General features: G+C 71.5%; 27 protein-coding genes. 12 read left to right on the top strand and 15 right to left on the bottom strand.

Annotated features, from left to right (window positions below; translation table 11 throughout):
• Window positions 1–179: 179 nt before the first annotated feature.
• The 3 genes from ABTU92_RS07885 to ABTU92_RS07875 form a co-directional block, all read right to left on the bottom strand.
• Window positions 180–836, bottom strand: coding sequence for a tetratricopeptide repeat protein (locus tag ABTU92_RS07885; protein ID WP_408089336.1), 657 nt, complete (start codon window positions 834–836; stop codon window positions 180–182).
• Window positions 837–1037: 201 nt separating this feature from the next.
• Window positions 1038–1862, bottom strand: coding sequence for a 3-methyl-2-oxobutanoate hydroxymethyltransferase (panB, locus tag ABTU92_RS07880; RefSeq protein ID WP_408089334.1), 825 nt, complete (start codon window positions 1860–1862; stop codon window positions 1038–1040).
• Between the two features lie 67 nt (window positions 1863–1929).
• Window positions 1930–2532 carry an NnrU family protein gene (locus tag ABTU92_RS07875; protein WP_408089332.1) on the bottom strand — a complete coding sequence of 201 codons (603 nt, stop codon included), beginning with the start codon at window positions 2530–2532 and terminating at the stop codon, window positions 1930–1932.
• 197 nt (window positions 2533–2729) lie between these two features.
• On the opposite strand from ABTU92_RS07875, the gene ABTU92_RS07870 reads away from it, so the two are divergent.
• On the top strand, window positions 2730–3719 hold the full coding sequence (locus ABTU92_RS07870) for a Bug family tripartite tricarboxylate transporter substrate binding protein (RefSeq protein WP_408089330.1): 990 nt from the start codon (window positions 2730–2732) through the stop codon (window positions 3717–3719).
• A 137-nt stretch (window positions 3720–3856) separates the two neighbouring features.
• A complete protein-coding gene (locus tag ABTU92_RS07865) occupies window positions 3857–4237 on the top strand; it encodes a hypothetical protein (protein WP_408089328.1) in 381 nt (126 codons plus the stop codon).
• Between the two features lie 86 nt (window positions 4238–4323).
• Here ABTU92_RS07865 and ABTU92_RS07860 read toward each other — a convergent pair whose 3' ends face one another.
• On the bottom strand, window positions 4324–4680 hold the full coding sequence (locus tag ABTU92_RS07860) for a hypothetical protein (protein ID WP_408089326.1): 357 nt from the start codon (window positions 4678–4680) through the stop codon (window positions 4324–4326).
• A 104-nt stretch (window positions 4681–4784) separates the two neighbouring features.
• The gene (locus tag ABTU92_RS07855; RefSeq protein WP_408089324.1) at window positions 4785–5669 is read right to left on the bottom strand and encodes a DMT family transporter; all 885 of its coding nucleotides are present in this window, start codon (window positions 5667–5669) and stop codon (window positions 4785–4787) included.
• A gap of 337 nt (window positions 5670–6006) precedes the next feature.
• Here ABTU92_RS07855 and ABTU92_RS07850 point away from each other — a divergent pair, with 337 nt between their 5' ends.
• From ABTU92_RS07850 to ABTU92_RS07840, 3 genes are all read left to right on the top strand, one after another.
• Window positions 6007–6492 carry a hypothetical protein gene (locus ABTU92_RS07850; protein ID WP_408089322.1) on the top strand — a complete coding sequence of 162 codons (486 nt, stop codon included), beginning with the start codon at window positions 6007–6009 and terminating at the stop codon, window positions 6490–6492.
• 214 nt (window positions 6493–6706) lie between these two features.
• Complete coding sequence (purU, locus tag ABTU92_RS07845) at window positions 6707–7567, top strand: formyltetrahydrofolate deformylase (protein WP_408089320.1); 861 nt, start codon at window positions 6707–6709, stop codon at window positions 7565–7567.
• 57 nt (window positions 7568–7624) lie between these two features.
• Window positions 7625–8536, top strand: coding sequence for a hypothetical protein (locus ABTU92_RS07840; protein ID WP_408089318.1), 912 nt, complete (start codon window positions 7625–7627; stop codon window positions 8534–8536).
• 210 nt (window positions 8537–8746) lie between these two features.
• On the opposite strand, the gene ABTU92_RS07835 is transcribed toward ABTU92_RS07840, so the two are convergent.
• The 7 genes from ABTU92_RS07835 to ABTU92_RS07805 all read right to left on the bottom strand — a co-directional run bounded on the left by ABTU92_RS07835 (window position 8747) and on the right by ABTU92_RS07805 (window position 16793).
• A complete protein-coding gene (locus tag ABTU92_RS07835) occupies window positions 8747–9715 on the bottom strand; it encodes a hypothetical protein (protein WP_408089316.1) in 969 nt (322 codons plus the stop codon).
• A 33-nt stretch (window positions 9716–9748) separates the two neighbouring features.
• Window positions 9749–10030: a YARHG domain-containing protein gene (locus ABTU92_RS07830; RefSeq protein WP_408089314.1), complete on the bottom strand. Its 282-nt coding sequence runs from the start codon at window positions 10028–10030 to the stop codon at window positions 9749–9751.
• A 348-nt stretch (window positions 10031–10378) separates the two neighbouring features.
• Window positions 10379–11911: an acyl-CoA carboxylase subunit beta gene (locus ABTU92_RS07825; protein WP_408089312.1), complete on the bottom strand. Its 1533-nt coding sequence runs from the start codon at window positions 11909–11911 to the stop codon at window positions 10379–10381.
• Window positions 11912–12142: 231 nt separating this feature from the next.
• Window positions 12143–13459, bottom strand: a complete 1317-nt coding sequence (locus tag ABTU92_RS07820) for an N-acetylmuramidase domain-containing protein (RefSeq protein WP_408089310.1) — start codon at window positions 13457–13459, stop codon at window positions 12143–12145.
• Between the two features lie 50 nt (window positions 13460–13509).
• Entirely contained in the window at window positions 13510–14760 is a 1251-nt protein-coding gene (locus tag ABTU92_RS07815; RefSeq protein ID WP_408089308.1) for a TIGR02594 family protein, read from the bottom strand.
• A gap of 159 nt (window positions 14761–14919) precedes the next feature.
• Window positions 14920–15234, bottom strand: a complete 315-nt coding sequence (locus tag ABTU92_RS07810; protein WP_408089306.1) for an EscU/YscU/HrcU family type III secretion system export apparatus switch protein — start codon at window positions 15232–15234, stop codon at window positions 14920–14922.
• A complete protein-coding gene (locus ABTU92_RS07805; RefSeq protein WP_408089304.1) occupies window positions 15231–16793 on the bottom strand; it encodes a flagellar hook-length control protein FliK in 1563 nt (520 codons plus the stop codon). The genes ABTU92_RS07810 and ABTU92_RS07805 overlap by 4 nt, the downstream gene beginning before the upstream one ends.
• Before the next feature lie 205 nt (window positions 16794–16998).
• Here ABTU92_RS07805 and ABTU92_RS07800 point away from each other — a divergent pair, with 205 nt between their 5' ends.
• Window positions 16999–17211, top strand: coding sequence for a type II toxin-antitoxin system HicA family toxin (locus tag ABTU92_RS07800; RefSeq protein WP_408089302.1), 213 nt, complete (start codon window positions 16999–17001; stop codon window positions 17209–17211).
• 2 nt (window positions 17212–17213) lie between these two features.
• Entirely contained in the window at window positions 17214–17624 is a 411-nt protein-coding gene (locus tag ABTU92_RS07795; protein ID WP_408089300.1) for a type II toxin-antitoxin system HicB family antitoxin, read from the top strand.
• Window positions 17625–17647: 23 nt separating this feature from the next.
• Here ABTU92_RS07795 and ABTU92_RS07790 read toward each other — a convergent pair whose 3' ends face one another.
• Window positions 17648–18424: an ATP12 family chaperone protein gene (locus ABTU92_RS07790; RefSeq protein WP_408089298.1), complete on the bottom strand. Its 777-nt coding sequence runs from the start codon at window positions 18422–18424 to the stop codon at window positions 17648–17650.
• Between the two features lie 320 nt (window positions 18425–18744).
• On the opposite strand from ABTU92_RS07790, the gene ABTU92_RS07785 reads away from it, so the two are divergent.
• From ABTU92_RS07785 to ABTU92_RS07770, 4 genes are all read left to right on the top strand, one after another.
• Window positions 18745–19113, top strand: a complete 369-nt coding sequence (locus ABTU92_RS07785) for a hypothetical protein (RefSeq protein ID WP_408089296.1) — start codon at window positions 18745–18747, stop codon at window positions 19111–19113.
• Window positions 19114–19307: 194 nt separating this feature from the next.
• Complete coding sequence (locus ABTU92_RS07780) at window positions 19308–19775, top strand: hypothetical protein (protein ID WP_408089294.1); 468 nt, start codon at window positions 19308–19310, stop codon at window positions 19773–19775.
• 169 nt (window positions 19776–19944) lie between these two features.
• Entirely contained in the window at window positions 19945–20397 is a 453-nt protein-coding gene (locus tag ABTU92_RS07775; RefSeq protein ID WP_408089292.1) for a DUF3828 domain-containing protein, read from the top strand.
• 327 nt (window positions 20398–20724) lie between these two features.
• The gene (locus ABTU92_RS07770; RefSeq protein ID WP_408089290.1) at window positions 20725–21411 is read left to right on the top strand and encodes a phosphorylase; all 687 of its coding nucleotides are present in this window, start codon (window positions 20725–20727) and stop codon (window positions 21409–21411) included.
• A gap of 78 nt (window positions 21412–21489) precedes the next feature.
• Here ABTU92_RS07770 and ABTU92_RS07765 read toward each other — a convergent pair whose 3' ends face one another.
• Both ABTU92_RS07765 and ABTU92_RS07760 read right to left on the bottom strand, forming a co-directional pair.
• Entirely contained in the window at window positions 21490–22020 is a 531-nt protein-coding gene (locus ABTU92_RS07765; protein WP_408089288.1) for a gamma carbonic anhydrase family protein, read from the bottom strand.
• A gap of 124 nt (window positions 22021–22144) precedes the next feature.
• A complete protein-coding gene (locus ABTU92_RS07760) occupies window positions 22145–22489 on the bottom strand; it encodes a DUF6949 family protein (protein WP_408089286.1) in 345 nt (114 codons plus the stop codon).
• Between the two features lie 261 nt (window positions 22490–22750).
• On the opposite strand from ABTU92_RS07760, the gene ABTU92_RS07755 reads away from it, so the two are divergent.
• Complete coding sequence (locus ABTU92_RS07755; RefSeq protein ID WP_408089284.1) at window positions 22751–23530, top strand: hypothetical protein; 780 nt, start codon at window positions 22751–22753, stop codon at window positions 23528–23530.
• Window positions 23531–23626: the final 96 nt, after the last annotated feature.

Raw genomic sequence — 23626 nt, 5'->3', positions numbered from 1 at the left:
GGCGAGCGGCAGCGCCGCCACGGCGGCGACGGCGAGCAGGATCACACGGGCACGGGCGCGCATCGGTCGCTCCTTCGGCTTTCGGCTCGACATTCGGTTCAGCACGATGCTCGGCTCGAGGGTCCGGACGATGATCGGCCGGCGACGGGTCCGCCGGCGATGGTTCAACGGGCGATGCTTCAGCTCTTGGCGCTCTCGCCGATCAGGGCGAGGAGCATCTCGACTCGGGCCTTCATCCCGGCGGGCGCGTCGGGATCGGCGGCGGCCGCCTCGGCCCAGCGCCGGGTCGCGGCGACATCGCCCGCCTTCCAGGCGGACAGCGCCAGAAGCTCGCGGGCGGTGTGGCGGAAGGCGCCGTCCGGCCGGGCGAGCGGCTCCAGCCGCGCCTGCAGGTCGGTGTAAGGGGCGGTGTCGACCATCAGGAGGCCGGCCCGCACGGTCGCGGCCTCGCGGAACAACGGCGGATTGGCGGTGTCGCCGGCGATCGCCTGGAAGGTGGCGATGGCCGCCTTCGGATCGGTCGCCGCCTGCGCCTCGGCCTCGCGCAGGCGGGCGAGGTTGCGATAGGCCGGCACGGCCGCATCGGCGGCGAGCTTGGCGAAGGCCGCGCTGGCCTCGGCCGGCTTGCCGTCCTGGGCGAGCCGCGCCGCCGCGTCGAAGGCGACGCTCGCCGTCGCGGCCTGCTTGGCCTCGTACCACTGCCAGCCGCGCCAGCCGGCCACGCCGGCGACGACGAGGACGCAGATCGCGATGATCAGGCCGCCATGCCGCTTCCAGATCTGCTGCAGCCGTTCGCGGCGGACTTCCTCGTCGACTTCCCTGAAGATATCGGACACGCGGCGACCCGTTGTTCCTGAAGCTTTTGTTTCAACGATTTGGCGCCGTTCGTTCCGGCGCGGTGGGAGCGACGGCCCGGTTCGGCCACGCGCTCCCGGACCCAAGCCGCTAGACCATGCTTGTGGCGAGCGCAAGGCGCCTGTCGGGGTGCCGAGCACGGCACCACCGTGCGGCGCGCGTCGCGACGGCGCCCGCCCGGCTCAGGGCGCCTTCTTCACCGGATAGACATTGTCCGGTCCCGGGAAGGTGCGGGCGCGCACCTCCTCGGCATAGGCCGCCACGGCGCGCTCGATCGACGGTCCGAGATCGGCGTACCGCTTGACGAACTTCGGCACCCGGGGCGACAGGCCGAGCATGTCCTCCAGCACCAGCACCTGGCCGTCGCAGGCGGCGCTCGCCCCGATCCCGATGGTCGGGATCGGCACGGCCTTGGTGATCTTGGCGGCGAGCGGCTCGGCGATCGCCTCCAGCACGACCGAGAAGGCCCCGGCCTCGGCGACGGCCTTGGCGTCGGCCTCGATCGGCGCCCAGTCGGCGGGGTCGCGGCCCTGCGCCCGGAAGCTGCCGAGCGTGTTGATCGACTGCGGGGTGAGGCCGACATGGCCCATCACCGGAATGCCGCGCTCGACGAGGAACCGGATGGTCTCGGCCATCCGCACGCCGCCCTCGAGCTTGATGGCGCCGCAGCCGGTCTCCTTCAGGATCCGGGCGGCCGAATGGAACGCCTGCTCCTTTGAGGCCTCGTAGCTGCCGAACGGCATGTCGACGACGACGAGCGCCCGCCTGGAGCCGCGCATCACCGCGAGCCCCTGCAGGATCATCATGTCGAGCGTCACCGGCACGGTGGTCTCCAGCCCGTGCATCACCATGCCGAGCGAGTCGCCGACCAGGATCGAGTCGCAGTGCTGGTCGGCGAGGCGCGCCGTATGGGCGTGGTAGGAGGTCAGCATGGCGATCGGCACCCCGCCCTTGCGGGCCAGAATGTCGGGCGCGGTCAGGCGCCGGTCGTCGCGGTGAACGGACATGGTTTCGGTCTCTCGGTCGGGATCGCGGGTGCTGCGCCGCCACCCAGGAGGCGCGACGGCGTTCGGCTCAGGTGCCGAGCGCCGGGCTGCCGAACACGGCACGGCCGATCACCAGCGGGTGGAACACGAAGGCGAGGGCGAGATACAGGATCGTCCCGACCACCACGGCCAGGATGTCGTTGCGCCGGCCGCCGACCGGGATCGGCGGCGCGCCAGGATCGGTGCGGTGCTTGAGGCTGATGCGATCGTAGACGGCCCAGGCGAGCAGCGAGCCGAAGATCAGGATCGAGCCGAGGTCGCCGTTGGCGATCAGGTGCGCCACCGCCCACAGCTTCACGCCCGACAGCATCGGATGCTTGAGCACGCGCTTGATGTTGCCGGGGATGTACGCGGCCGTGACCATGATCACGGAAGGCCACATCAGGAGGGCCGACAGGTGCCGGGTCCAGGTCGGCGGATCGTAGAGCTCGATCCACTCGCCCTCCGCCCGGTACTCGGCGAAGCCCCAGCCCATCAGCACGATGCCGGCGAGCGAGACGACAGAGATCAGGCCCTTGTAGGGAATCTCGCCGAGACGCGCGACGAGGGCGGCGCGGCGATCGCGCCGCGACACGACGACATGCGCCCCGATGAACAGGACGAGACCCAGGACCAGAACGACGAGCCCCATGCATTCCCCCGGCGATGCGCGGTAAAAAAGCGGCCGGAGTAGAAGCGATCGCGCCAGCCGACGCAAGGCCGACGGCGGCGTGTGGGACCGGCCGCGACGGTGCGACACGGGCCCGCTCGCGCCGGGTCGGGGCGTGACAATCGCCGCCCGGTTGCCTACCAGGAGGCGCCCCTGCCCTCGTCGTCCGGAGCCGCCGAATGCCCTCGGTCCGCCGCCCCCTCGCCGCCCTGCTCTCGGCCTGTGCCGTCGTCGCCGCCGGGATGCTCCCCGCGCCGCCCGCCGTCGCCGAGACGTGGCCGACCCGGCCGATCCGCATCGTCGTTCCGTTCGGCCCGGGCTCGACCCCGGACCTGATCGCCCGGGTCGTCGCGGACGGGCTGCAGCAGCGGCTCGGCCAGACCGTCACGGTGGAGAACAAGCCGGGCGCCGGCGGCAATCTCGGCACCGACGCGGTCGCCAAGGCGGCGCCGGACGGCACCACGTTCGGCGTCTCGATCGCCGGCCCGCTCGCCATCAATGCGCTGCTCCAGCCGAAGATGCCGTACCGGTGGGACCGCGACTTCGCCTTCGTGACGACGCTCGCGACGCAGCCCTGCGCGCTGGCGGTGAGCAACGCGCTCGGCGTGTCGACGGTCGCGGGCCTGCTCGAGAAGCTGCGGGCCGAGCCCGGCAAGTACAACTATGCCTCGATCGGCAACGGCTCGCTGTCGCATCTCGCCATGGAGGCGATCGCCCGGGCGAGCGGCACCAAGATCGTCCACATCGCCTATGCGAGCTCGCCGCAGGCGGCGACCGCGATCATAAGGGGCGACGCCCAGATGGGCTGCCTGCCGGCGATCGCCGCGACCTCGCAGGCGGAAGCCGGCAACCTGAAGGTCATCGCGGTGTCGACGCCGGAGCCATACCGGCTGATTCCCGGCGTGCCGACCCTCAAGGAGAGCGGCATCGCGGTCGAGGCGGAGGCGTGGAACGGACTCATCGCGCCGGCCGGCACGCCGCCGGCCGCGATCGACCGCATGGGCGCGACCGTGCGGGAGATCCTCGCCGAGGCCGGCGTGAAGGAGAAGCTCGCGACCCAGGTGATGGAGCCGATCCCGTCCACCCCGGAGGCGTTCCGGGCCCGGGTCGAGGCCGAGGTGGCGCGCTGGAGGCCCGTCATCGAGGCCGCCGGCATCGCCGCCAATTGAGGCATGGCCAGCCGAGTCGCAGGTTCGGCCCTACCTCTCTGGAATGCTTGACGAATTATTACTCGGGTCAGACCCCGGACGGAACCGTGTCGCGCCCCGCCGGTTGCCCTCGCGAAGCAACCGAGAGGAGGCAGACCATGAGCGACCCGCAGGACGGCATGCGCGACCCGCGGCTCAGCGACCCCCGTGGCATTCACAATCCGGCTTTCGCCGACCGCCGCGTCGACGCCCCGGAGTCGACGCGCAAGAGCGGCACGTCGATGTGGGCGTGGCTCGCCGGGATCGTGGCGGCCGTGTTCATCATCGCGATCGTCTGGGGCATGACCGACCGCAGCGACAATGTCGCGCTCGACCGCAACGGTCCGGCCGTGACGACCGGGTCCGGCGCCGGGTCGGGCACGTCCACCGGGAGCGGGACGTCGAGCGTCCCCGGCGCGACGGGCGCCGGCAGCGAGCGGTCGGCCAATCCGGGCGCGGCGGCACCTCCGGCAACTCCGGCGCCGGCTCCCGCCCGCTGAGCAGCGGCGGCATGACGTAGGCATCGAGGCCGGCTCGCCCTTCGGCGGGCCGGCCTTTATCTTTATTGTCGAGAGGCTTGTTCGCGTCAGTGCAGACGCAGGATGACGGCCAGCGCGCCGAGCCCTGCGACCATCAGAGCGCCCAGCCGGATGGTGAGCTGCAGGCTCAGCCGCTCGATCTTGGCGTCGACGTCGTTGCGCAGGCAGTCGAAACGGCCATCGAAGCGGGAATCGAGATGCTGGAATCTCAGCTCCATCTCGGTTCGTAAAGCTTCGATCATCCCGTCGACTCGGTCGACCGCCGCCGCGAGATCCGTCTTGGTCACCAGCTCGACCATGATGTAGTCCCGCGCTGCCTCCGCGTGAGCTTCGGCCTGCGGCTCGGGCACCCCGCCGTCGCGCAGCCGTTTCGCGTAACCGAGCGTATCAAATGCGAGCACCATGGGACACTCCCGCGTCCCATGGGTTGTATCAGGTTGCATCCGCACGCGCATCCGGACAACGCCGCGGCCGACCCCAGGGTCCGGCCCTGCCGGCACCGATGCGATCACGTCTTTCGCGCGCTCGCGTTCACGAGACCGACCCCGGCGACGCACAGCGCCATGCCGACGAGCGCGACGGCGCCGAGGCGCTCGTCGAACAGCGCCCAGGCCATCACGGCCGTCGCCGGCGGCGTCAGATAGAACAGGCTGGAGATGCGGCTCGCGGAGCCGCGGCGGATCAAGAAGTACAAGAGCCAGATCGCGCCGAGGGAGAGCACCAGCACCAGCCAGGCGAGCGCGAAGACGAGCTCGCCCGTCCACTCCACCCGCCGGCTCTCGAACAGGAAAGCCCCGGCCGCGAACACGGCCCCGGCCGCTGCGTACTGGATCAGGAAGGCCGGGCGCCAGTCGATGGTGCCGCCGTGGCGCTTCTGCCAGAGCGTGCCCGCCGTGATCGACAGGAGAGCCGTGACGATGGCGATCCAGGCGATCAGGTCGGCCTCCCCGCCCGCCGTCTTGTCCTGGACGATCAGGTAGACGCCGACGATCCCGAGCCCGAGCCCGGCCCATTGACGCGGCGTCACGGTCTCGCCCAGCACCCGATTGGCGAGCGTCGACAACAGGATCGGCTGGAGCCCGACGATCAGCGCCGTAAGACCCACGGCGAGCTTGTGGTCGATGGCGATGAACACGCCGCCCAGGTAGCCGCCGTGCATGAGGAGCCCCGAGACGACGCTGTGGCCGACGGCTGCCCGGCCCGGCCAAGCCGGCCTCGTGATCACGACGACCAGCGCCATCAAGCCGACGACGGCCGCCATGCGCAGCGTCAGGAAGGTGAGCGGCTCGACATGCGGCAGCCCGAGCCGGGCGCCGATGAAGCCCGACGCCCACAGGACGACGAACACGGCCGGCGCCACGCGCGCGAAAAGGGTCTCGATTGTGCGCGGCATCGAGCGCTCCGAACGGGACGAGCATTGCGGACCAGGAGGTCAGGCGGCGCGAATCCTCCCGGGCGGGCGCGAGACTCCGCCCGGACGGCATCGAGCCGACCGGATGCCGCCACATTGCCAGCCCGCATTCGATGAAAGAAACGAATGTTGTTTATTCGATTGATCAAGCCTGGTGATGGAAGTCCTGCGTTTTCCGCCGCTTGGCGACACGGCCTGGTCTGCATCCGGAAGACCACGGCGATCGGTGGTTAACGAATTTCAAACATACCGCGGTCAAAATTCCGCCGGGTCCCCGGAACAAAACACGGGCCGGGGAATTACGGGGGGTTTGGCGGCGATGGCGCGCCTCGCATCTCTTTCGCTTGCCGGTATCACGCTCGCAGCAGGTGTCGTATCCGCGCTTTGCGCCGTATCCGGGGCTGTCCGGGCGGCGGAGCCGGATGTCGTCATCAAGCGCGACTTCGGCGGCTATGTCGAGGAGTACAAGGCCAAGTATGCCCGCATCCGCGACTCGGGCCAGCGCGTCGTCATCGACGGCATCTGCAACTCGGCCTGCACGCTGGTGCTCGGCATCGTGCCGACCAACCGCATCTGCGTCACCCCGCGGGCGAGCCTCGGCTTCCACCAGGCCTATTACGACAAGGCGTGGACGGCCGGCGTGAAGGTGACGAGCGCGGCCGGCACGGCCGAGCTGATGACCGTCTATCCGAATTCCGTGAAGCGCTGGATCGCCAGCGTCGGGGGCCTCACGGCCGAGATGAAGAAGCTCAAGAACGGCTACGATCTGTGGATGATCGTCGACCCCTGCCCGGACGAGTTCTGAGCGTCGTTCCTCCGACGACTGCGTGGCGACTGAGCCGGGCCGGATGCCCGGCTTTTTCTTTGCAACCCCTCCTGGCGCCAGCTTTTTGCGTTGCACGGCCGACCGCCGCGGTGTCTACCTGCCGCCGGCGGCGGCGGTCCTCGCGAGGGCCGTGCCGCGGCGGCGCCCCGCGCCCCGCCGTGCCGCAGGCGATCGTCCGGGACTGAAGCTCGACATGACCACCAGAACCTACGTGCTGACGCTCTCCTGCGCCGACACGACCGGCCTCGTCGCGGCGACGGCCGGCTACCTCGCCGGGCGCGGCATCTTCATCACCGAGTCGGCGCATTTCGGCGACCCGGAGACCGGCCGCTTCTTCGAGCGCACCGTGTTCAAGGCCGGCCCCGAGCAGCCGCCGATCGCGGAGATCGAGGCGGGTTTCCGACCGATCGCGGAGAAGTTCGGCATGACGTGGACATTCCACGACACCGCGATCAAGCCGCGCGTGCTGATCATGGTGTCGAAGTTCGACCACTGCCTGAACGATCTGCTCTATCGCTACCGCACCGGCAGCCTGCCGATCGACATCCCGGCCGTGGTGTCGAACCACCCAGACCTCGCCCGCGTGGTCGAGTGGCACGGCATCCCGTATCACTATCTGCCGGTGACCAAGGACACCAAGGCGGCCCAGGAGGCCCAGGTGCTCGAGCTGATCGGGCGGCTGAAGATCGATCTCGTCGTGCTCGCCCGCTACATGCAGGTGCTGTCGCCGGAGCTGTGCCAGGCGCTGTCGTGGCGCTGCATCAACATCCACCACTCGTTCCTGCCGAGCTTCAAGGGTGCCCGCCCCTATCACCAGGCGCATGCGCGCGGCGTGAAGATCATCGGCGCTACCGCCCATTACGTCACCGGCGATCTCGACGAGGGGCCGATCATCGAGCAGGGCGTCGAGCGCATCGACCACACCTTCACGCCCGAGGACTTCGTCGCCATCGGTCGCGACATCGAGAGCGTCGTGCTGGCGCGCGCCGTGCAGTTCCACATCGAGCACCGCGTCGTCCCGAACGGCCACAAGACCGTGGTGTTCCGGCGCTGAGCCGCGGTCATGGCCGGGGCGCGCTGGACAGTTCCGACGGCTTCCGTATAAGCGGGCATGCCCCGGGGGTGGTCCGAGTACTCGGCGCGGGACTGGGCGAAGCTTCGCCCTCTCCTGCACGCCATGAAGACCGCGCGCTACCGCGCGATCGATGCCGCGTATCGGCGCGAGCCCGCCGCGACCGGCGACCTCGCCGCACTCCACCGGCAGCTCGAAGGGCGCCACGTGCTCGTCACCGTGGCGTTCGCCGACGCCGAGGCGACGCGGTGGCAGACCGCGCTCGTGCGCCATTACGTGCCCTGCGCCGTCCACGTGATCGCCGACAACTCGCCGACCGACGAGTCCGCGGATGCCGTGCGGCGCATCACCGAGGCCGCCGGCACGCCTTACGTCCGCCTGCCGCCCAATCCGTGGCTCGGTAAGGAGCCGAGCCGGTCGCACGGCGCGGCGCTCAACTGGATCTGGGCGAACCTGATCCGGCCGGCCCGGCCGGCGGCGTTCGGCTTCATCGACCACGACCTGTTCCCGACCGCGCCGGACGATCCCTTCGCGCCGCTCGCCACACACACCGTCTGCGGGCCGATCCGGCGGGTCGGACCGCGCTGGTTCCTGTGGGCGGGCTTCGCCCTGTTCCGGTTCGACCAGGTCGCGAGCCTGCCGCTCGATTTCGGGCAGGACTGGTTCGCCGGCCTCGACACCGGCGGCGGCAACTGGGACCCGCTCTACAGCCGCCTCGCGCCGGAGGACGTCCGCGAGATCGACGGCCGCATGGTGCCGTTCAAGCCGGGGATCGACTGGCCGGACGGCCCGTTGCAGTGGTTCGGGCCATGGCTGCACGAGGTCGGCCTGATGGGCCGCCCCGAGCTGTTCGACGAGAAGCGCCTCGCCGTCGAGGCGCTGATCGCACCGCATCTTCTCGCGGCCGGCGCCCGGCCCGCCACGGCGACCGCGGCCGGCGCACGGGGCTGATCGGCCCTGCCCGGCTTCCTCACCCGGATGCGCGAGATCCAACCTCCCTCAGAAGGCTTTGTATGATTCGGTCATTCCGGGGCGGCGCATCGCGCCGAACCCGGAATCCAGCCCAGACTGTCGAGTTCGCCGCTGGATTCCGGGTTCGCGCCTTCGGCGCGCCCCGGAATGACCGGTTCTGCAAAGCCCATCGCCTGGGAGACGCGCCAGTCAGAGCTTCTCGAGCGTGGCGCCGGCGGGCGGGTTGCGGGTTGCGGCGCGGAGGAGTCCGAGGACCACCGGGCCGCGATCGCCGTCGATCTGGCGCCAGGCCGACGCGTTCATGACGTGCAGCCAGCCGTCGATCCACTGGACGTAGTCGCTGTGGAGATCGTAGCCGGCGCCGATCCGGCCGTACCTCAGGTCGGCGAAGGCGAGCGCCGCCTCGTCGAGATGACGGTAGATCGCGGGCCAGTTCTCGCCGCCCGTGTCCATCCCGTAGCGGTAGGTCGGAACGAAGCTCATCCGCCGGACCGGCACGTCGGCGGTCCGGTAGAAGCAGAAGCCGGCCCACAGCATCCAGCCGTTCGGCAGCCGGCTGCTCGGGCACCGCACCCCGTCGACGGGCTGGTCGGCGAGTCGATCGGCGATGCGATACGGGGCGAGCGGAAAGATGTCGTGGTCGATGAAGCCGAAGTATCGCGGGCGGAAGCGCGCCACCAGATTGCGGGTCGCCCAGACCAGCGCGCAGCCGTGCGACTGGCTCGCGGTCTTCAGGCTGCCGTTGTACGGGTTGTCCGGCAGACCGACATAGGGCACGCCCTCGCGCCGGCAGAACGCCCGGATGGCGTCGCGCTCCGGCCCGCGCGGCGAGTTGTCGAGCACGACGAAGCTCGCATGCTCGGCGAGATGCTCGCGCACCAGCGGCACCTGCCACTCGAGCAGATCGAGGCGCTTCCAGGTGACGACGCCGACGATTGCCTCGGAGAGCGCCGCCTCGCGGCCGGCGAGGTCGATGGCGTCGCTCCTGCGCCGGGCATACCAGGACGCGGCGTGCCGGCGCACGCCGTAGCGCAGCACGTCGCGGATCACCCGGAGCTGGGGGCGCAGGAGCAGCTTCTCCTCGAGAGTCCAGACCCGGGGCTGCGGCGCCGCGAGGCCGGTCCGCGGCCGCTCGTCCTGTGCATCCGTATCGCTCATTCCACCTCCGGCCGACGCCGCGCCGACGACGGCTCACCGGCATCCGTATTGCCGCTCCATCGACCGGATCTGGGCGACCCGCGCCCGTTCGCCGGGCGACAGCGGCACCATCGACTCGACGTCGTAGACGCAGCCCGCATTACCGAAATAGCTGATCGCGCGCGAGGTCTTGAAGCAGTAGCCGCGCGCCTTGAAGATCGAGTTGCGCTCGACCCAGAGCTGCTCGCACATGCCTTGCGCGAGCGCGCCCTCGGTGGCCCCGAGCAGCGTCGCGAGCGCGACCGCGGCGGACAGCAGACTCGTCGTTCTGGTCATCGGAAGTCCCCGTCTCGGTGGAGCGGGTGCGTCGGACGGACGGCGATCGGGCGGCCGGCGCAGCCCGCGGGAAAAACCCGTTCAGCATACGCCGATTGGTGGCGAACGGGAGGGGACGGGTTCGAAACGGCGCGCCTCGGTCACCCCGTCGTCGTCCACCGCCTCATCGTCGGCCCCGTCATCCTGAGGTGCTCGCGCAGCGAGCCTCGAAGGATGCGGCCACTGAACCCGCTTGCCCCCCCGGGCCCTCGCCCTTCGAGGCTCGGGCTCGCGCCCGAGCGCCTCAGGGTGACGGGAGTTGCGATGAGGGTCCGGGCTCGCGCCTGCCGGAGCCCCACTCCCGCCGCCTCACAGCGGCAGGTTGTCGTGCTTCTTCACCGGCATCTCGAGCGTCTTGGTGCGCAGCATCGACAACGCCCGGGCGATGCGCCGGCGGGTCGAGTGCGGCATCACCACCTCGTCGATGAAGCCGCGCTCGGCCGCCTTGAACGGCGACATGAAGCTCGACTCGTACTCGGCGGTGCGCTCGGCGATCTTCTCCGGGTCGCCCATGTCGGAGCGGAAGATGATCTCGACCGCGCCCTTGGCGCCCATCACGGCGATCTGGGCGGACGGCCAGGCGTAGTTCACGTCGGCGCCGATGTGCTTCGAGGCCATCACCACGTAGGCGCCGCCATAGGCCTTGCGGGTGATCAGCGTGACCAGCGGCACCGTGCACTGGCTGTAGGCGAACAGGAGCTTGGCGCCGTTCTTGATCAGGCCGCCCGACTCCTGCGCCGTGCCGGGCAAAAAGCCGGGGACGTCGACGAAGGTGACGATCGGGATGTCGAAGGCGTTGCAGAAGCGCACGAAGCGGGCGCCCTTGCGGCTGGCGTCGCTGTCCAGCACGCCGGCCAGCACCATCGGCTGGTTGGCGACGAAGCCGACCGTGCGGCCGGCGATGCGGCCGAAGCCGATGACGATGTTGCGGGCGAAGTTCGGCGACAGCTCGAAGAAGTCGCCCTCGTCCACGACCTTGTGGATCAGCTCCTTGATGTCATACGGCTTGTTCGGGTTGTCGGGGATCAGCGTGTCGAGCGAGGGCTCGAGCCGCTCGACGTCGTCGAAGCTCGGCCACTCCGGCACGCCGGCGCCCGAATGGGCCGGCAGGAAGTCGATGAAGCGCCGCATCTGCAGGAGGCACTCGACGTCGTTCTCGAAGGCGCCGTCGGCGACCGCCGAGCGGGTCGCGTGGACGCTGGCGCCGCCGAGCTCCTCGGCCGTGACGATCTCGTTGGTCACCGTCTTCACGACTTCCGGGCCGGTGACGAACATGTAGCTCGTGTCCCGCACCATGAAGATGAAGTCGGTCATGGCCGGCGAGTAGACGTCGCCGCCGGCGCACGGCCCCATGATGACGGAGATCTGCGGGATGACGCCCGAGGCGTGGACGTTGCGCTTGAACACGTCGCCGTAACCGCCGAGCGCCGCGACACCTTCCTGGATGCGGGCGCCGCCGGCGTCGAACAGGCCGATGATCGGGGCCCGCGCCTTGAGCGCCATGTCCTGGATCTTGGTCATCTTCTGGGCGTGCGCTTCCGACAGCGAGCCGCCGAAGACGGTGAAGTCCTTGGCGAACACGAAGACGGTGCGGCCGTTGACCGTGCCCCAGCCGGTGACCACGCCGTCGCCCGGAATCTTGGTGCGTTCGGCGCCGAACTCGCTCAGCCGGTGCTCGACGAACATGTCGTACTCTTCGAACGAGCCGTGATCGAGCAGGAGGCCGATGCGCTCGCGCGCCGTCAGCTTGCCGCGCCGGTGCTGCGCCTCGATGCGCGCCTCGCCGCCGCCCAGCCGCGCTCCGGCGCGACGCTTCTCCAGCTTCTCCAATATGCTTTTCATGGATCAAAACCCGCACGCGAAAAGGATGAGCATCGCTGGCATGTCATAGCACGGCAGTGCAGCACGAGGCGAGGGAGTGACAATGATATGTCGAGCGCCGCGGGGCAAGGCGCAACAATGGGTCGCACCCGCCTTAGACCCAAGGTCGAATAGACGATCACCGGGCCGGCACGGGCCGCCGCCGTCCGCCCCGGCGAGGCCTTCGCCGGCAGCGTCGGCATGGCATGGCGGCTAACGGCTCGCCACGAGGGTGACGGCCTTCACGATCCGATCGAGCTTGCCGATCAAACCCAGGCCGCCGAACGCGAGAATGAGCGTGGTCAGGATCTCGCCGGTCGGCGTCTTCGTCCCGACGACCGCCGGTGCGCCACCCGCCGGAGCGGCGCTGGCCGGGGCGGCGGAGGGCCCCGCCGCGGGCGACGCGCCAGCGGCAGCCGGCGGAGTCGTCGCGGCCGGTGCGGTCTTGGGCGCCGCCGCGGCGGTCGTGCCCGGCGCCGGGACGCCGGTGGCGGTGCCGATCTCGTTCGTCGCCTGCAGGATCGACAGGATCACATAGGCGATCACGGCGATCGCGGTCTTCTTGCCGGCGAGGGCCGGCCCGCCGATCCACCGGTCGATGTCGGACAGGACCAGCGGGGCCGGCGCCGTCGGCGGAGCCGGCACCACGGGCGGCGTCGGACCGGCCGGACTGGCTGGACCGGCGGAGCGCAATGCCAGGAGCGTCGCCTCGTCGGCGGCGCCGGACGGCGCGAGACCGCGATCGCGCTGGAACGCCGTGACGGCCGCCAGGGTGTTCGGGCCGAACTCGCCGTCGATCCCGCCGACCGGATAGCCGAGCCGCTCGAGCCCCTGCTGCAGCTCGCGGACCCGGTCACCGCGCTCGCCGTAGGCGATCGTCGCCGACAGCCCGGCCGAACCGCCGGCCGGGCCGGTTCCGATCGCGCCCGCGCGGCCGCGCCAGCGGGCGTGCGCCTCCGCCAGCTTGGTGTCGTAGCGGTTCGCCTTGTAGCCCTTGCCGTTGTAGCGCAGCGCGAAGGCGTCCCAGTCGTGCCCGTTGAGCGCCGCAACGATGTTCTTGCGCCGGATCTCGCGGACCATCAGGTCGATCTGCGCGTCGACTCCGCCCCGCGTCATGTGGTCGACCATGGCGACCGCGTTCGCGAAGCCGATCTCCTCGGCCAAGAACCCCATGGTCTGCCCGAGGCCCCACGAGCACGACCGCAGGGTGCATTCGACATCGACGGCGCGGGCCCGCGCGAGCAGCGCGAGACGCGCCGCCGACGACCCCTGGTCCTTGTACTGGGTGTCACGACGCCAGTCGGGGTGGGCGAGCCCCTGCCCCACCGCGACGGCGAGCCGGGCGGGCGCCCGCGCAGCGAGCTCGCGATGGAAGACGTGCCGCTCGAACAGGAGGCGGGGCGTGGCGCCGTCCGCCTCCAGCGGCTGGCCGGCGCTCTCCACCTCCACCACGGCCAGCAGCGCCGCCGTCTCGATGCCGTTGGCCTGCGCGGCGCGCACGAGCGCCGCGGCGAGCTGGTCGTTCAGCATGGGGCTCTCCCTGCCATCCGATCTGCATGGGGATCCGAGCGATGCTCGGGTTATCGCCCGGGCGCGCGAGCCGCGATGATGCCGAGCGCCTTGACGACTCGATCCGCCTTGCCGAGCAGGCCGAGTCCGCCGAATGCCGCGATCAGGGTGGTCAGGATCTGGCCGGTCGTCGTCATCGTGCCGGCGACCGTGCCGGGCGGGGTGACCGTGCCGGGCGGCGGGGCCGGCAGCCCCGTCGCGGTGCCGACCGCGTCGAGCGACTGCATGATCGCCAGCACCACATAGGCGACCACGGCGAGGGCGGTCTTCTTGCCGGCGAGCGCCTCGCCGCCGAGCAGATTGTCGATCGGCGACAGGATCGGCCCGGCGGCGCCCGGCGTGGCGGGCGTCGTCGTGCCGGGCGTCGGCTGTGTCGGGATCGTCACGCCGTTCGGCAGCGTCCGGCCGGCGAGCGCCGCGATCACGGCCGGCAGCACCGCCCGGATCACCGCGGCGACGTCCGGCGCGGCCGCGGCCGTTCCTCCGCCGACGTCCTGACCGGCCCAGATCATCGGCCCTTCCAGCCCCAAGCCCCGGCGGGTCGCGGCGTCCGCCGTGCCGGTCACGGGCAGCCCGCGGCTGCGCTGGAACGTCTCGATCGCGGCGCGCGTCAGCGGGCCGTACTCGCCGTCGAGCGGTCCGGGATCGAAGCCGAGCTCGCGCAACCGCGCCTGCACGGCCATCGTGTCGGCGTCGGAGGCCGGGGTGCTGCGGGGGATGTCGAACGGCGTCGGCGGGCCGCCTGCCATCCCCGCGCCGGTCACCAGATGCGGCGGCGCGTTGTCCGGATCGATGGTCAGGATGGTCGGCAGCGTCGTGTCGGGCAGCGGCGCGGTCTCGACCGGCCAGCGATAGGCCAGCCATTGGCTCTTCGGGTAGGACCGGCTGGTCACGGCGTCGCCCTGATTGCCGCCGAGGACGACGATGTTGTCGCCGTCCTCGCGATCGAAGAACGCGACATGGCCGGTCGGGGCATCCTTGCTGCCGCGCCAGAACACGACGATGCAGCCGCGCTGGGGCTTCTTGCCGAGATCCTGCCCGAACTGCAGATAGCTGCGGGCGCCGGCGCTGCCGGTTCCCTTGAAGCCGGAGAGCCGCAGGCAGGCGCCGACGAAGGCGGCGCACCAAGGCGTCTCGTCGTCCTTGAACTCGGGTGTTCCGGCCACCCTGAACATCTCGACGATCTTCGGATTGTCGGTCGCGCCGTGAACCTCGGCGAGCCCACGGAAATGCATCGCGACGGAGTACCAGGGAGCTGCCATCGTCCGCCCTCCACCTTGGATTGTGGAGAGTAGAGTTAGAATGCCCGGTGCCCGACAAGACGATTCCGGCACGCGGGGGCTGCAATTTTCCGTGAGCTGCAATTTTGCGTCGCAATCCGGACCGGATCACGAGGCGCCGCGGTCTCGTGCGGACGCCGCTCAGGCCCGGCGCAGCGGCGCCGGGTCGGAGGCCGCCGCCGGCTTCTGCGGCAGCTTGCCGGAGAGGCGCAGGATGAAGGACAGGACCTCGGCGACGGCGCGGTAGAGCTCCTCCGGGATCTCGTCGCCGAGCTCGACGTCGGAGAGCGCGGCGGCGAGGCCGGCGTTCTCCTCGATCGGCACGCCGTGCTCCTTGGCGAGCGCGACGATCTTCTCGCCGATCGCCCCCTTGCCCTTGGCGACGACGCGCGGGGCGCCCGGCGCGTCGTACTGGAGCGCGATGGCGAGCGGCATCGGCGGGCGCTCGGCGGTCATGAGGCGCGGTCCAGGAAGCGGCCGGCCGCCGGCGCAGCCTCACGGGCCGGACGCGGCGGGGCGCCGTCCCTCACCACCACCTCGGAGGGATCGAGCTCGGCGGCGCGCAGCCGCTCGGCCAGCACGCCGGCGTTGTCGCGCAGCAGCGCGGCGCTGTCGCCGCGCTCCGCCCATAGGGTGACGCCGGCGCGCTCGCCCGTCACCGTGACCTGGGCGTGGACGAGCCCGACCGGCTCGATCTCGACGGCGAAGCGCGCCCGCCAGGCGGGCGCGGCCTTGCCGGCTGTCCCCTGCCCCTTGCCGTCGCGGGAAATCTCGAACTGCGCGACCGTGGTCCCCTGCGGGGTCGCGAACGGAATCTCGAACACCCAGCGGGCGCCGGCCGCATCGGCGGCTCCGCCCGGCGCCGCGCTTCCCGGCAGCGAGGCCGCCTGCAGGAGGGTGTGGCGGGCGAGCGCCGCATCGGTCTGGGCGAGCAGCGTGCGGGCGGCGTCGTTCGGCGCGACATCCTCGGCGAGCGTCGGGGCGGCGACCGGCTGGGCCGCCGGCGCGGCACCGCCGTAGGGCGGCGGCGGCCGCGACGGGTGGCCGGTCTCGCCGGGAGCGGCTCCCGGCGCGGTCGACCCGGCCGCGGGCGTCGCCGCTGCGGCCGGGGGAGCGGTCGCGGCCGCGGTGGCGCCTGCCGGCAGCCCGCCGGCCGTGATCGCCTGGGCGAGCGCCCGGTAGAGCGCCTGGGCGCCGGCCGTCTCGGGCCGTCCGGCCCCGACGTGTCCCGCGCCGGCGAGCGAGGCTTCGACGAAGCCCTGGAGCTTCGACTCGGTTCCCTCCGGACGTCCCGCGGCGGGCCCGCCCGCCATCGCGGCGAGCGCCGCCCGGAGCGCGACGAGCGCCGCCTTCATGTCGCCGGACGGCGAGGTCCGGGTCGCGGCAGCGCCGGCGGCGAGCCCGGCTTCGAGAAAGAGGCCGGAACGGGCGAGCGCCCCGGCGACGTCCTCCGGCTCCACCGGCGCGTCGGTCGGCAGGCGGAACGCCATCAGCTGGGCGACGGCGAGGCGCAGCGCGTCGGGCAGCGCGCCGCGGGTCATCATGGCGGCGAGATTGGCGAACAGCGGCGCCAGCCCGTCCTGCTGCAGGGCGGCGGCGCGCACGGCCTGTGCGAGCGCCGCCTGCGGGTTGGCGGCGAGCGCCGCCGGATCGAGCGGTTGACGCATCACCGCACCGGACTCGGCGGAGCGCGCCGCATCGGCTGTCTTCGAAGCCGCGGCCGCGCCGGCCGTGACCGCGCCGCCCGCGGCGCCACCGATCTCGTCGGGATGCAGCACCACGAGGCGCAGGCCGTCGGGCGTCGCCCGCACGGCGAGATGGACGTGGGCACCCTGGGGCAGCGGCACCGCGGTCTGCACGTCGATCAGCGAGTCGCCGACGGCGAGCTGGACATGGGTCTGGTCGAGCACCCGCATCACCAGGGCGTCGACGATCTGCCCCGGCGTGAAGGTCGGGGCGTTGCCGCCGCCTTGGGTGTTCAGCGCCACCGCGATGGGCGAGACGACGAGATCCACGGGCCGCATCCGTCGGTTCGAGGGTTCTCCACCCTGAACGTTAGCAGGCGGGCGTAAACCGAACGTTAACCTCTGGGTTGCGGACCGGGGAGGCGCGCGCCAAGGTGCTGCGCCTGCCACGACCGGCTTCCACGGCGTGGCGCCGATGAGGAGATGCGCATATATTTGCGCATAAGATCGCTGCCGGCCGGCGGAGGTCCGTGGAATGAACCGGCCGACCGTGGAGACGAATCGTGCCCGAATCGTCGCCCGTCTGGTGCAGGATGGGTGGGTTCTCCGCCACGGCGGCAGTCATGACATATGCACCCATCCGGACCGGCCGAGGGTCGTCATTACCGTGCCGCGGCATCGGATGGTGTCCATTGGCGTCGCGCGGGTGATCGCCCGTGCGGCGGGCTGGCTCGAACAGGAGCGGTGACGATGAATCGCTACGTGGCCGTGGTCGACGGCGAAGCCGGAGCCTATGGCGTCGTGTTTCCCGATCTGCCCGGCTGCACGTCGGGCGGCGCGACCCTCGACGAGGCGATGCGCAACGCCGCCGAGGCGGCGCGGCTGTGGGCCGAGGAGATGCGCGCTCAAGATGGCGAGATCCCCGTCCCCCGGAGTGCGGAGGACATCGCGCGCGATCCGGACATCGCGGCGGATCTGAGAAACGGCGCGATCCTGACGGCGGTGCCGATGGTCCTCGACAGCGGTCGGCCCGCGAAGGCGAACATCTCGCTCGATGCCGGCCTGCTCGCCGCGATCGATGCCGCAGCCGCGGAGCGTAGGCTCACCCGCTCGGCCTTCCTCGCCAGCGCGGCGCGCGAGAAGATCGAGAGCGGCGGCTGAAGTGGAAGCGCACCGCGGCGCTCTCACCCCTCCGGCACCAGCTCGAGCACGGCGGCGGCGGCGTCGAACTCGCTGCGGCGATGGGCGCGGCGGGCGAGCGCCTGCTCGTCGTGGCCCCACAGCTCCATGTTCCAGTCCTCGTCGACATGGGCGGCCGCCCAGGCCTCGTCGGCCGTGACCGCGCCTTCGGCGAGGGCGAGGCCGAGCAGGGCCGAGCCGGTCAGCGCCGTGACGACGTGCAGGGCGCCGAGCCGCCAGGCGCCGGCCGGGATCAGGCGCCGCATCGCCGCGACGGCGTGCTCCGGCTGGGTCGCGAACACCACCCCCTCGACCAGCACGAAGCGCGCCCCGTGGCGGTCGCGCGCCCAGGCGAGCACCGGGTCCCAGGCGCGGCTCTGCTTGTCGACCAGCCGGGCCGGCCCCTCGGCCCGGTAGACCAGGAGATCGGAGCCGAGATAACGGGCGATCTCGAAGGCGACCTCGTCGGGCGTCTCGACGACGGCGTCGATGATCGCGTTGGCGAGCCGGGTCAGCGGCATTTTTCCGGGATCGATCGTCTCGCCCTGGGCCTGCCACTCGGCGGCGCCGCGCTCGGCGATCGCCGCGGTCGGGAAGGCGAGCGGGCGGCGCGCCGGGGTGCGGACCGGCCGTCCGTCGAGCGCGACCGCGACGCCCTCCGGCGTCTCGCGCAGCGACACCTCGGCGTAGAAGCGCCGCCGCAGCGGCCGCATGGTCCGCTTGGCCGCCTCGTTCGGATCGGCCGGGCTCGCGGCGAAGAAGTCTTCGAACAGATCGGACATGGGTCTCCCCGCGGCCGCGCCTCCGGTGGAGGCGAAGGCGGCCGGCCCCGTTTATCTAGGGGGCGCGAGGCGTCGCGGAAAGCGCCGGCGCACGGCCGGCGCCTCGCCCGCCCGTCGCCGTCGGTCGCCGCGATCGTCCGTCGCACGCCGAAACACTGGCACGGTGATCCGACATGCGCAGGCCGCGTTCCCGGCCCATTTGGGATTCATGCTCATGGGCGATCGCCGGCCCGGACCGCCGACCACGGCCGTCGTCCGCGCCGCGACCGACGGGGCCTCGTCCGTCCCGCCCGTCGGGTGAATCGTCAGGAGACGTCTCAATGATCGCAAGATCCGTGCTGGCCGCGGCCGTCGCCGCGCTGCTCGGCCTGTCGCTCGTCGCCGTCACGAGCGAAGCGCGCGCGCAAGGCCGGATGATCGAAACCCCGGGCCGTCCCGGCCCGGGAGCCCCGGGCCTCGGCCCGAGGCCCGGACCCGGACCGGGCCTGCGGCCGGGACCGGGCTGGGGACCTGGGCCCGGTCCCTGGGCGGTTCGGCCGTGGGGCTGGGGCGCCTATCCGTGGGGCTTCTGGGGCTATCCGGCCTATTGGAACGGCTCCTATCCGACCTTCAGCGAGGTCGACGAGATGCCGTGCCTGCGCAAGGTGTGGCTGAGCAAGACGCGCTGGACATGGCGGCGCGTCTGCTGAGCGCGACGCGCGGCCGCGCACGATTTCGATCGCATGGTCCGGAACCGGACGCAGTTTACCGTGGCACATTTGATCCGACACGGCGTTGGGCGATCGAGAGCCGATGCCGCCCTTGTCGTTCCTCGCGGGAGTGTTGCTCGCGAGTACGCCGACGAGCCGGCCCTGCCCGGCTCGTTCAGTGAAAGGAGAACGGCATGATCCGGACATCTGTGGTGGCCGCTGCGGCGGTGGCGGCGCTCGGCCTCGTGGCGACGTCGACGCCCTCGCACGCTCAGCGCGGCCTGGGCTGGCAAGGTGGCGGCTGGCACGGCGGCGGTTGGGGCGGCGGCTGGCGCGGCGGCGGCTGGGGCTACAATCGGGGCTGGGGCTACAACCGCGGCTGGGGCTATCGCGGCGCCGGCATCGGGGTCGGCGCGGCGGCCTTCGGGCTCGGCCTGGGTCTCGCGGCGGCGAGCCAGCCGTGGGGCTACGGCAGCGGCTGGGGCTCCCCCGCGTACGGCTATCGCTACGGCTACGCTCCGCGCTACCGCTATGCCCCGCGCTGGGGCTACGCGCCGGCCGGGTATTACGGATACGCGGCGTCGCCGGGATGGGGCTGGGGCGCCCCCTGCGTCCAGCGCGTCTGGTGGCGCGGCGCCTGGCGGCTGCGCCGGGTCTGCTGATCGATCGCCTCGCCGCGGGCACCTTGAGGACGAGGGCGCCCGCGGCCCTCCGCCTTGACCTTGCCGAGATGCGCCCGTAGCTGGCGGCGGTACGCCCCTGCTCCCACACGGCGGGCGGCGACACCCGCACCCCTGCCGGCTCCGCCGCGCGCAACCCGTCCCAAGGTCCATGAACGCCTCTCACCCCCTCGCCGCCGCCGCTTTCGGGCTCGCCCTTCTCGTCGCCGCACCCGCGCAGGCGCAGTTCGCCACGCCCGAGGAGGCCGTGAAGCAGCTCTACGCGCTCTACGGTACCGGCAAGACCGATCTGATGGGCCTGCCCAACGAGCCGAAGGTGCTGCGCCGGTTCTTCGTGCCGGCGATCGTCCAGGGTTACGCCAAGGCCGAGCTGATCGACGCCGATTTCTTCGTCCAGGGACAGGACTTCGAGCTGTCCGACGTCAGGATCGCGCCCGCCACGACGAGCGGCGACAAGGCGACGATCGCCGTCGATCTCCAGAATATGGGCCAGCCAGTTCATCTCGATTTCGAGCTCGCCAAGGGCAAGGACGGCTGGCGCATCGCCGATGCCCGCACGCCGAAGGGCGACACGCTGCGCAAGATGCTGGCGCGGTCGCGCTGATCGCACCCGCCGTCGCGGCCGGATCGAAACTCCGGCCGCGCCGCACCTCCGGTTGCCGTGTCTGGAAATTTCGCCGGTGTTGCATTTTTTCCGTGGTCGTCGCCACTCCGGCGAGACCTCACAGGTAGCTTTCTACTCCATTGATTTTTCTTGAATTTTTGGTGCGACCGGGCGCCGCTGCGGCATCGTGCCGACTTGCGCCGTGGCGCAAGCGCAACGCCCGCGATCCTGTACAAAGCAACAGCCGAGCGGCAATTTAGGATCTTGGAGTCGGATAGGGGACGTCGCGCGCCGGGGACCGCGCGCGTCGTTTTTGGGGGTGAGTTCTTGATCGTCGTCGTGGGGCTGGCGTTCGAGGCGAAGATCGTCGCGGACGCGGGGATGCGTGTGATCTGCAGCGGCGACGGCCGCAACCTCGCCGCGTCGCTGACGCAGGCGATCGACGACGAATGCGGCGGGCTGATCAGCTTCGGGGTGGCCGGCGGGCTGCATCCGGATCTCGACCCCGGCACGTGCGTGGTCGCGGCCGAGATCCTGTCGGGCGCGACGCGCTTCCCGACCGATCCGGCGTGGTCGCGCAAGCTCGCCGACACCATTCCGGGGGCGGTCCGCGGCACCATCGTGGGCGTGCCGAAGCCGGTCGCCCACACGGCCGCCAAGCGCAGCCTGCACGAGAGCACCGGGGCGCTCGCCGTCGACATGGAGTCCCACATCGTCGCCGAGATCGGCGCCGCGCATGCTCTGCCGGTGGCGGCGATCCGGGTCATCACCGATCCGGCCGACCGCGCACTCCCGAAGGCGGCGCTCGCCGCGATGCGGCCGAACGGCACCACCGACATCCTCGCCATGGTGCGGCAGGTGATGCGCCAGCCCAAGGAGCTGCCGGCGCTGATGCGCACGGCGCTCGACGCGCGCGCGGCCCGCGCCACGCTGGTGCGCGGCCGTCGGCTGCTCGGCCCCGGCCTCGGCCTGGCCGAGTTCGCCGCCTCCGCGACGCCGTCGTTCGGCGGCTGAGCGCGCGCGAGCGGGGCGAACCACCTCTCCCGTCGTCACCGCCGGACCTGATCCGGCGGTCCATCGTCTTTCCGGGACTCAGCCGATCGGCTTCAGCGCGGCGGCGTAGAGCTTGGCGCGCTGCACATAGCCGTCGGCGCCGGCCCGGATGCGATCGATCGCGGCGTCGTCGAGGGTGCGCACCACCTTGCCGGGCGCCCCGACGATCAGCGACCGCGGCGGATACGTCTTGCCCTCCGGGATCACGGCGCCGGCGCCGACGATCGAGCCCTCGCCGATCACGGCGCCGTTCATCACGATCGCGCCCATGCCGATCAGGCTGTTCGACGCCACCGTGCAGCCGTGCATGATGACGTTGTGGCCGATCACGCAGTCGCTCCCGATGGTGAGCGGAAAGCCCATGTCGGTGTGCAGCGTCGCGTTGTCCTGGACCTGCGAGCGGACGCCGATCTCGATCCACTCGTTGTCGCCGCGCAGCACCGCGCCGAACCAGACGCTCGCCTCGTCGAGGAGCCGCACCCGGCCGATCAGCACGGCCGTGTCGGCGACCCAGAAGCGGCCGGCGGGCGGCAGCTCGGGAACGAGATCCTGCAGGGCATAGATGGGCATGCGTCGCGCCTCCGGGTCGAATGGTCGGATCGTGCGATGGGGTCGAGCGTTTCCGCCCCACCCTTAGCCCGGCGACGGGACTGGCGGAAAGCGCCGCGCGCGGCGCGCCGCGCGGCCGCGGCCCTCAGCCGATCAGGCGCGAAAGCCCGCTGGTCACGACCTCGACGGTCATCACCACGATGGTTCCCGACATCAGGCTCCACAAGCCGGCGATGATGGTGGCGATCATCACGAACTCGAAGCGACGGCGCTCGATGATGCGGCCCCGCACCGTGTTGCGCATGATGATGAAGGGCGCCGCGAAGACCAGGAACGGCACCGCCGCGAAGCTCGCGGCCGAGGCACCCTGCTCCAAGAGCCGGAACGAGGCCGGCCGCTGCGCCCACATCTGGTAGCCGGTGGCGATCAGGCCGGCGAAGGCGAAGCCGATGGACAGGGCGAGAAAGTTCTGGATCGACTCCGGCGACATGACACGGCTCCGCACACGCTGCGACCCGATAGGTATCCCCCATCCGACCCGCCGCCGCCACGCTATCGTTAAAGAACGGTTAACGCGAGAGGGGCGCAGGATCGAGGCCACATGGTTCGAGACGCGCTCCTGCGGAGCGCTCCTCACCATGGAGGGAGCCCATCGGGACGTGCGGCCGCGGGCGTTGGCGACAAGCGGTTAACGACCGCGTGGCACACTCCGCGCGAACTCGGACGGCGTGGCGTGGCGTGAGCGTGGCGTATGGTGGACGTGGTGTATGGGGCGCGGGTGCGGCCGGCTCGGCGGCGGCACAGCCGCAGGGCCATGGTGGCGATGGCCGGCCTCGTCGTGGTGGGCGGCGTCGCGGTCGCGGCGGGAATGTGGTCCGTCTGGGCGCGCTGGCCGGCGACCCCGGCTCCGGTCGCGGCCGACACGCCGCATCTGCCGATCGTGGTCGCGGGCGAGACCTTCGCGATCGCGCCGGGCGCGATCCGGATGGCGGTGCAGCGCCGGCCCGGCGCGCAGGAGCGCCTCGATCTCGTCTACGCCTGGCCGGAGCTGACGCCGCCGCGCCCCCTGGACCCGGTCGCGACCGGAGCGATCGCCGGCGACCGGGTCGCGAGCGATCGCTTACCGGGCGAGCGGCTTCCGGGCGAGCGCGGCCCGGGTGACCGCATCTATGTCACGATCGCACCGGCGGCCGGCGCGCTGGAGCCGGCCGAACGGCTGCGCGTCCTTTGGCTGCGCTACGTCCGTGACATGCTCGAGCCCGCCCCCGACGGGCTCGCCGTCGTCGAGTTCCGCGACGGCACGCCCTATCAGGGCGAGGATCTCGCCTGGGAGGAGAACGCGCCGGAAAAGTTCCTGGCCCGTTGCGAGCGGCCGACGCCGGGCCGCCCGCCGGCGACCTGCCTGACCGAGAAGATCGTCGGCGGCGCCGTGGTGACGATGCGGTTCCCGCGCGAGTGGCTGGCCGACTGGCACAAGGTCGCCGACGGCTTCTCGCGGCTGCTCGTCACCCTTCGGCCGAAGGCGGGGTGAGGCCTCTGCCCAGCTCTAGGAGTGAAACAATGATGCCGGTGCTCGGCTTCGTGCCCCGGACGGGCGCGGCAGGCCGCAGGCCTGATGCGCCGCAGA

Origin of the sequence: Rhodoplanes sp. SY1, from assembly GCF_046000175.1 — a bacterium.
Taxonomy (GTDB): Bacteria; Pseudomonadota; Alphaproteobacteria; order Rhizobiales; family Xanthobacteraceae; genus Rhodoplanes.
This window is presented reverse-complemented; position numbering and strand designations above follow the sequence as displayed.

Excerpts from the sequence above, each read along its gene's own strand:
- panB (WP_408089334.1), bottom strand. The coding sequence starts at position 1,862 with ATGTCCGTTCACCGCGACGACCGGCGCCTGACCGCGCCCGACATTCTG.
- ABTU92_RS07875 (WP_408089332.1), bottom strand. The coding sequence starts at position 2,532 with ATGGGGCTCGTCGTTCTGGTCCTGGGTCTCGTCCTGTTCATCGGGGCG.
- ABTU92_RS07870 (WP_408089330.1), top strand. The coding sequence starts at position 2,730 with ATGCCCTCGGTCCGCCGCCCCCTCGCCGCCCTGCTCTCGGCCTGTGCC.
- ABTU92_RS07865 (WP_408089328.1), top strand. The coding sequence starts at position 3,857 with ATGAGCGACCCGCAGGACGGCATGCGCGACCCGCGGCTCAGCGACCCC.
- ABTU92_RS07860 (WP_408089326.1), bottom strand. The coding sequence starts at position 4,680 with ATGGTGCTCGCATTTGATACGCTCGGTTACGCGAAACGGCTGCGCGAC.
- ABTU92_RS07855 (WP_408089324.1), bottom strand. The coding sequence starts at position 5,669 with ATGCCGCGCACAATCGAGACCCTTTTCGCGCGCGTGGCGCCGGCCGTG.
- ABTU92_RS07850 (WP_408089322.1), top strand. The coding sequence starts at position 6,007 with ATGGCGCGCCTCGCATCTCTTTCGCTTGCCGGTATCACGCTCGCAGCA.
- purU (WP_408089320.1), top strand. The coding sequence starts at position 6,707 with ATGACCACCAGAACCTACGTGCTGACGCTCTCCTGCGCCGACACGACC.
- ABTU92_RS07840 (WP_408089318.1), top strand. The coding sequence starts at position 7,625 with ATGCCCCGGGGGTGGTCCGAGTACTCGGCGCGGGACTGGGCGAAGCTT.
- ABTU92_RS07835 (WP_408089316.1), bottom strand. The coding sequence starts at position 9,715 with ATGAGCGATACGGATGCACAGGACGAGCGGCCGCGGACCGGCCTCGCG.
- ABTU92_RS07830 (WP_408089314.1), bottom strand. The coding sequence starts at position 10,030 with ATGACCAGAACGACGAGTCTGCTGTCCGCCGCGGTCGCGCTCGCGACG.
- ABTU92_RS07825 (WP_408089312.1), bottom strand. The coding sequence starts at position 11,911 with ATGAAAAGCATATTGGAGAAGCTGGAGAAGCGTCGCGCCGGAGCGCGG.
- ABTU92_RS07820 (WP_408089310.1), bottom strand. The coding sequence starts at position 13,459 with ATGCTGAACGACCAGCTCGCCGCGGCGCTCGTGCGCGCCGCGCAGGCC.
- ABTU92_RS07815 (WP_408089308.1), bottom strand. The coding sequence starts at position 14,760 with ATGGCAGCTCCCTGGTACTCCGTCGCGATGCATTTCCGTGGGCTCGCC.
- ABTU92_RS07810 (WP_408089306.1), bottom strand. The coding sequence starts at position 15,234 with ATGACCGCCGAGCGCCCGCCGATGCCGCTCGCCATCGCGCTCCAGTAC.
- ABTU92_RS07800 (WP_408089302.1), top strand. The coding sequence starts at position 16,999 with ATGAACCGGCCGACCGTGGAGACGAATCGTGCCCGAATCGTCGCCCGT.
- ABTU92_RS07795 (WP_408089300.1), top strand. The coding sequence starts at position 17,214 with ATGAATCGCTACGTGGCCGTGGTCGACGGCGAAGCCGGAGCCTATGGC.
- ABTU92_RS07790 (WP_408089298.1), bottom strand. The coding sequence starts at position 18,424 with ATGTCCGATCTGTTCGAAGACTTCTTCGCCGCGAGCCCGGCCGATCCG.
- ABTU92_RS07785 (WP_408089296.1), top strand. The coding sequence starts at position 18,745 with ATGATCGCAAGATCCGTGCTGGCCGCGGCCGTCGCCGCGCTGCTCGGC.
- ABTU92_RS07780 (WP_408089294.1), top strand. The coding sequence starts at position 19,308 with ATGATCCGGACATCTGTGGTGGCCGCTGCGGCGGTGGCGGCGCTCGGC.
- ABTU92_RS07775 (WP_408089292.1), top strand. The coding sequence starts at position 19,945 with ATGAACGCCTCTCACCCCCTCGCCGCCGCCGCTTTCGGGCTCGCCCTT.
- ABTU92_RS07765 (WP_408089288.1), bottom strand. The coding sequence starts at position 22,020 with ATGCCCATCTATGCCCTGCAGGATCTCGTTCCCGAGCTGCCGCCCGCC.
- ABTU92_RS07760 (WP_408089286.1), bottom strand. The coding sequence starts at position 22,489 with ATGTCGCCGGAGTCGATCCAGAACTTTCTCGCCCTGTCCATCGGCTTC.
- ABTU92_RS07755 (WP_408089284.1), top strand. The coding sequence starts at position 22,751 with ATGGTGGACGTGGTGTATGGGGCGCGGGTGCGGCCGGCTCGGCGGCGG.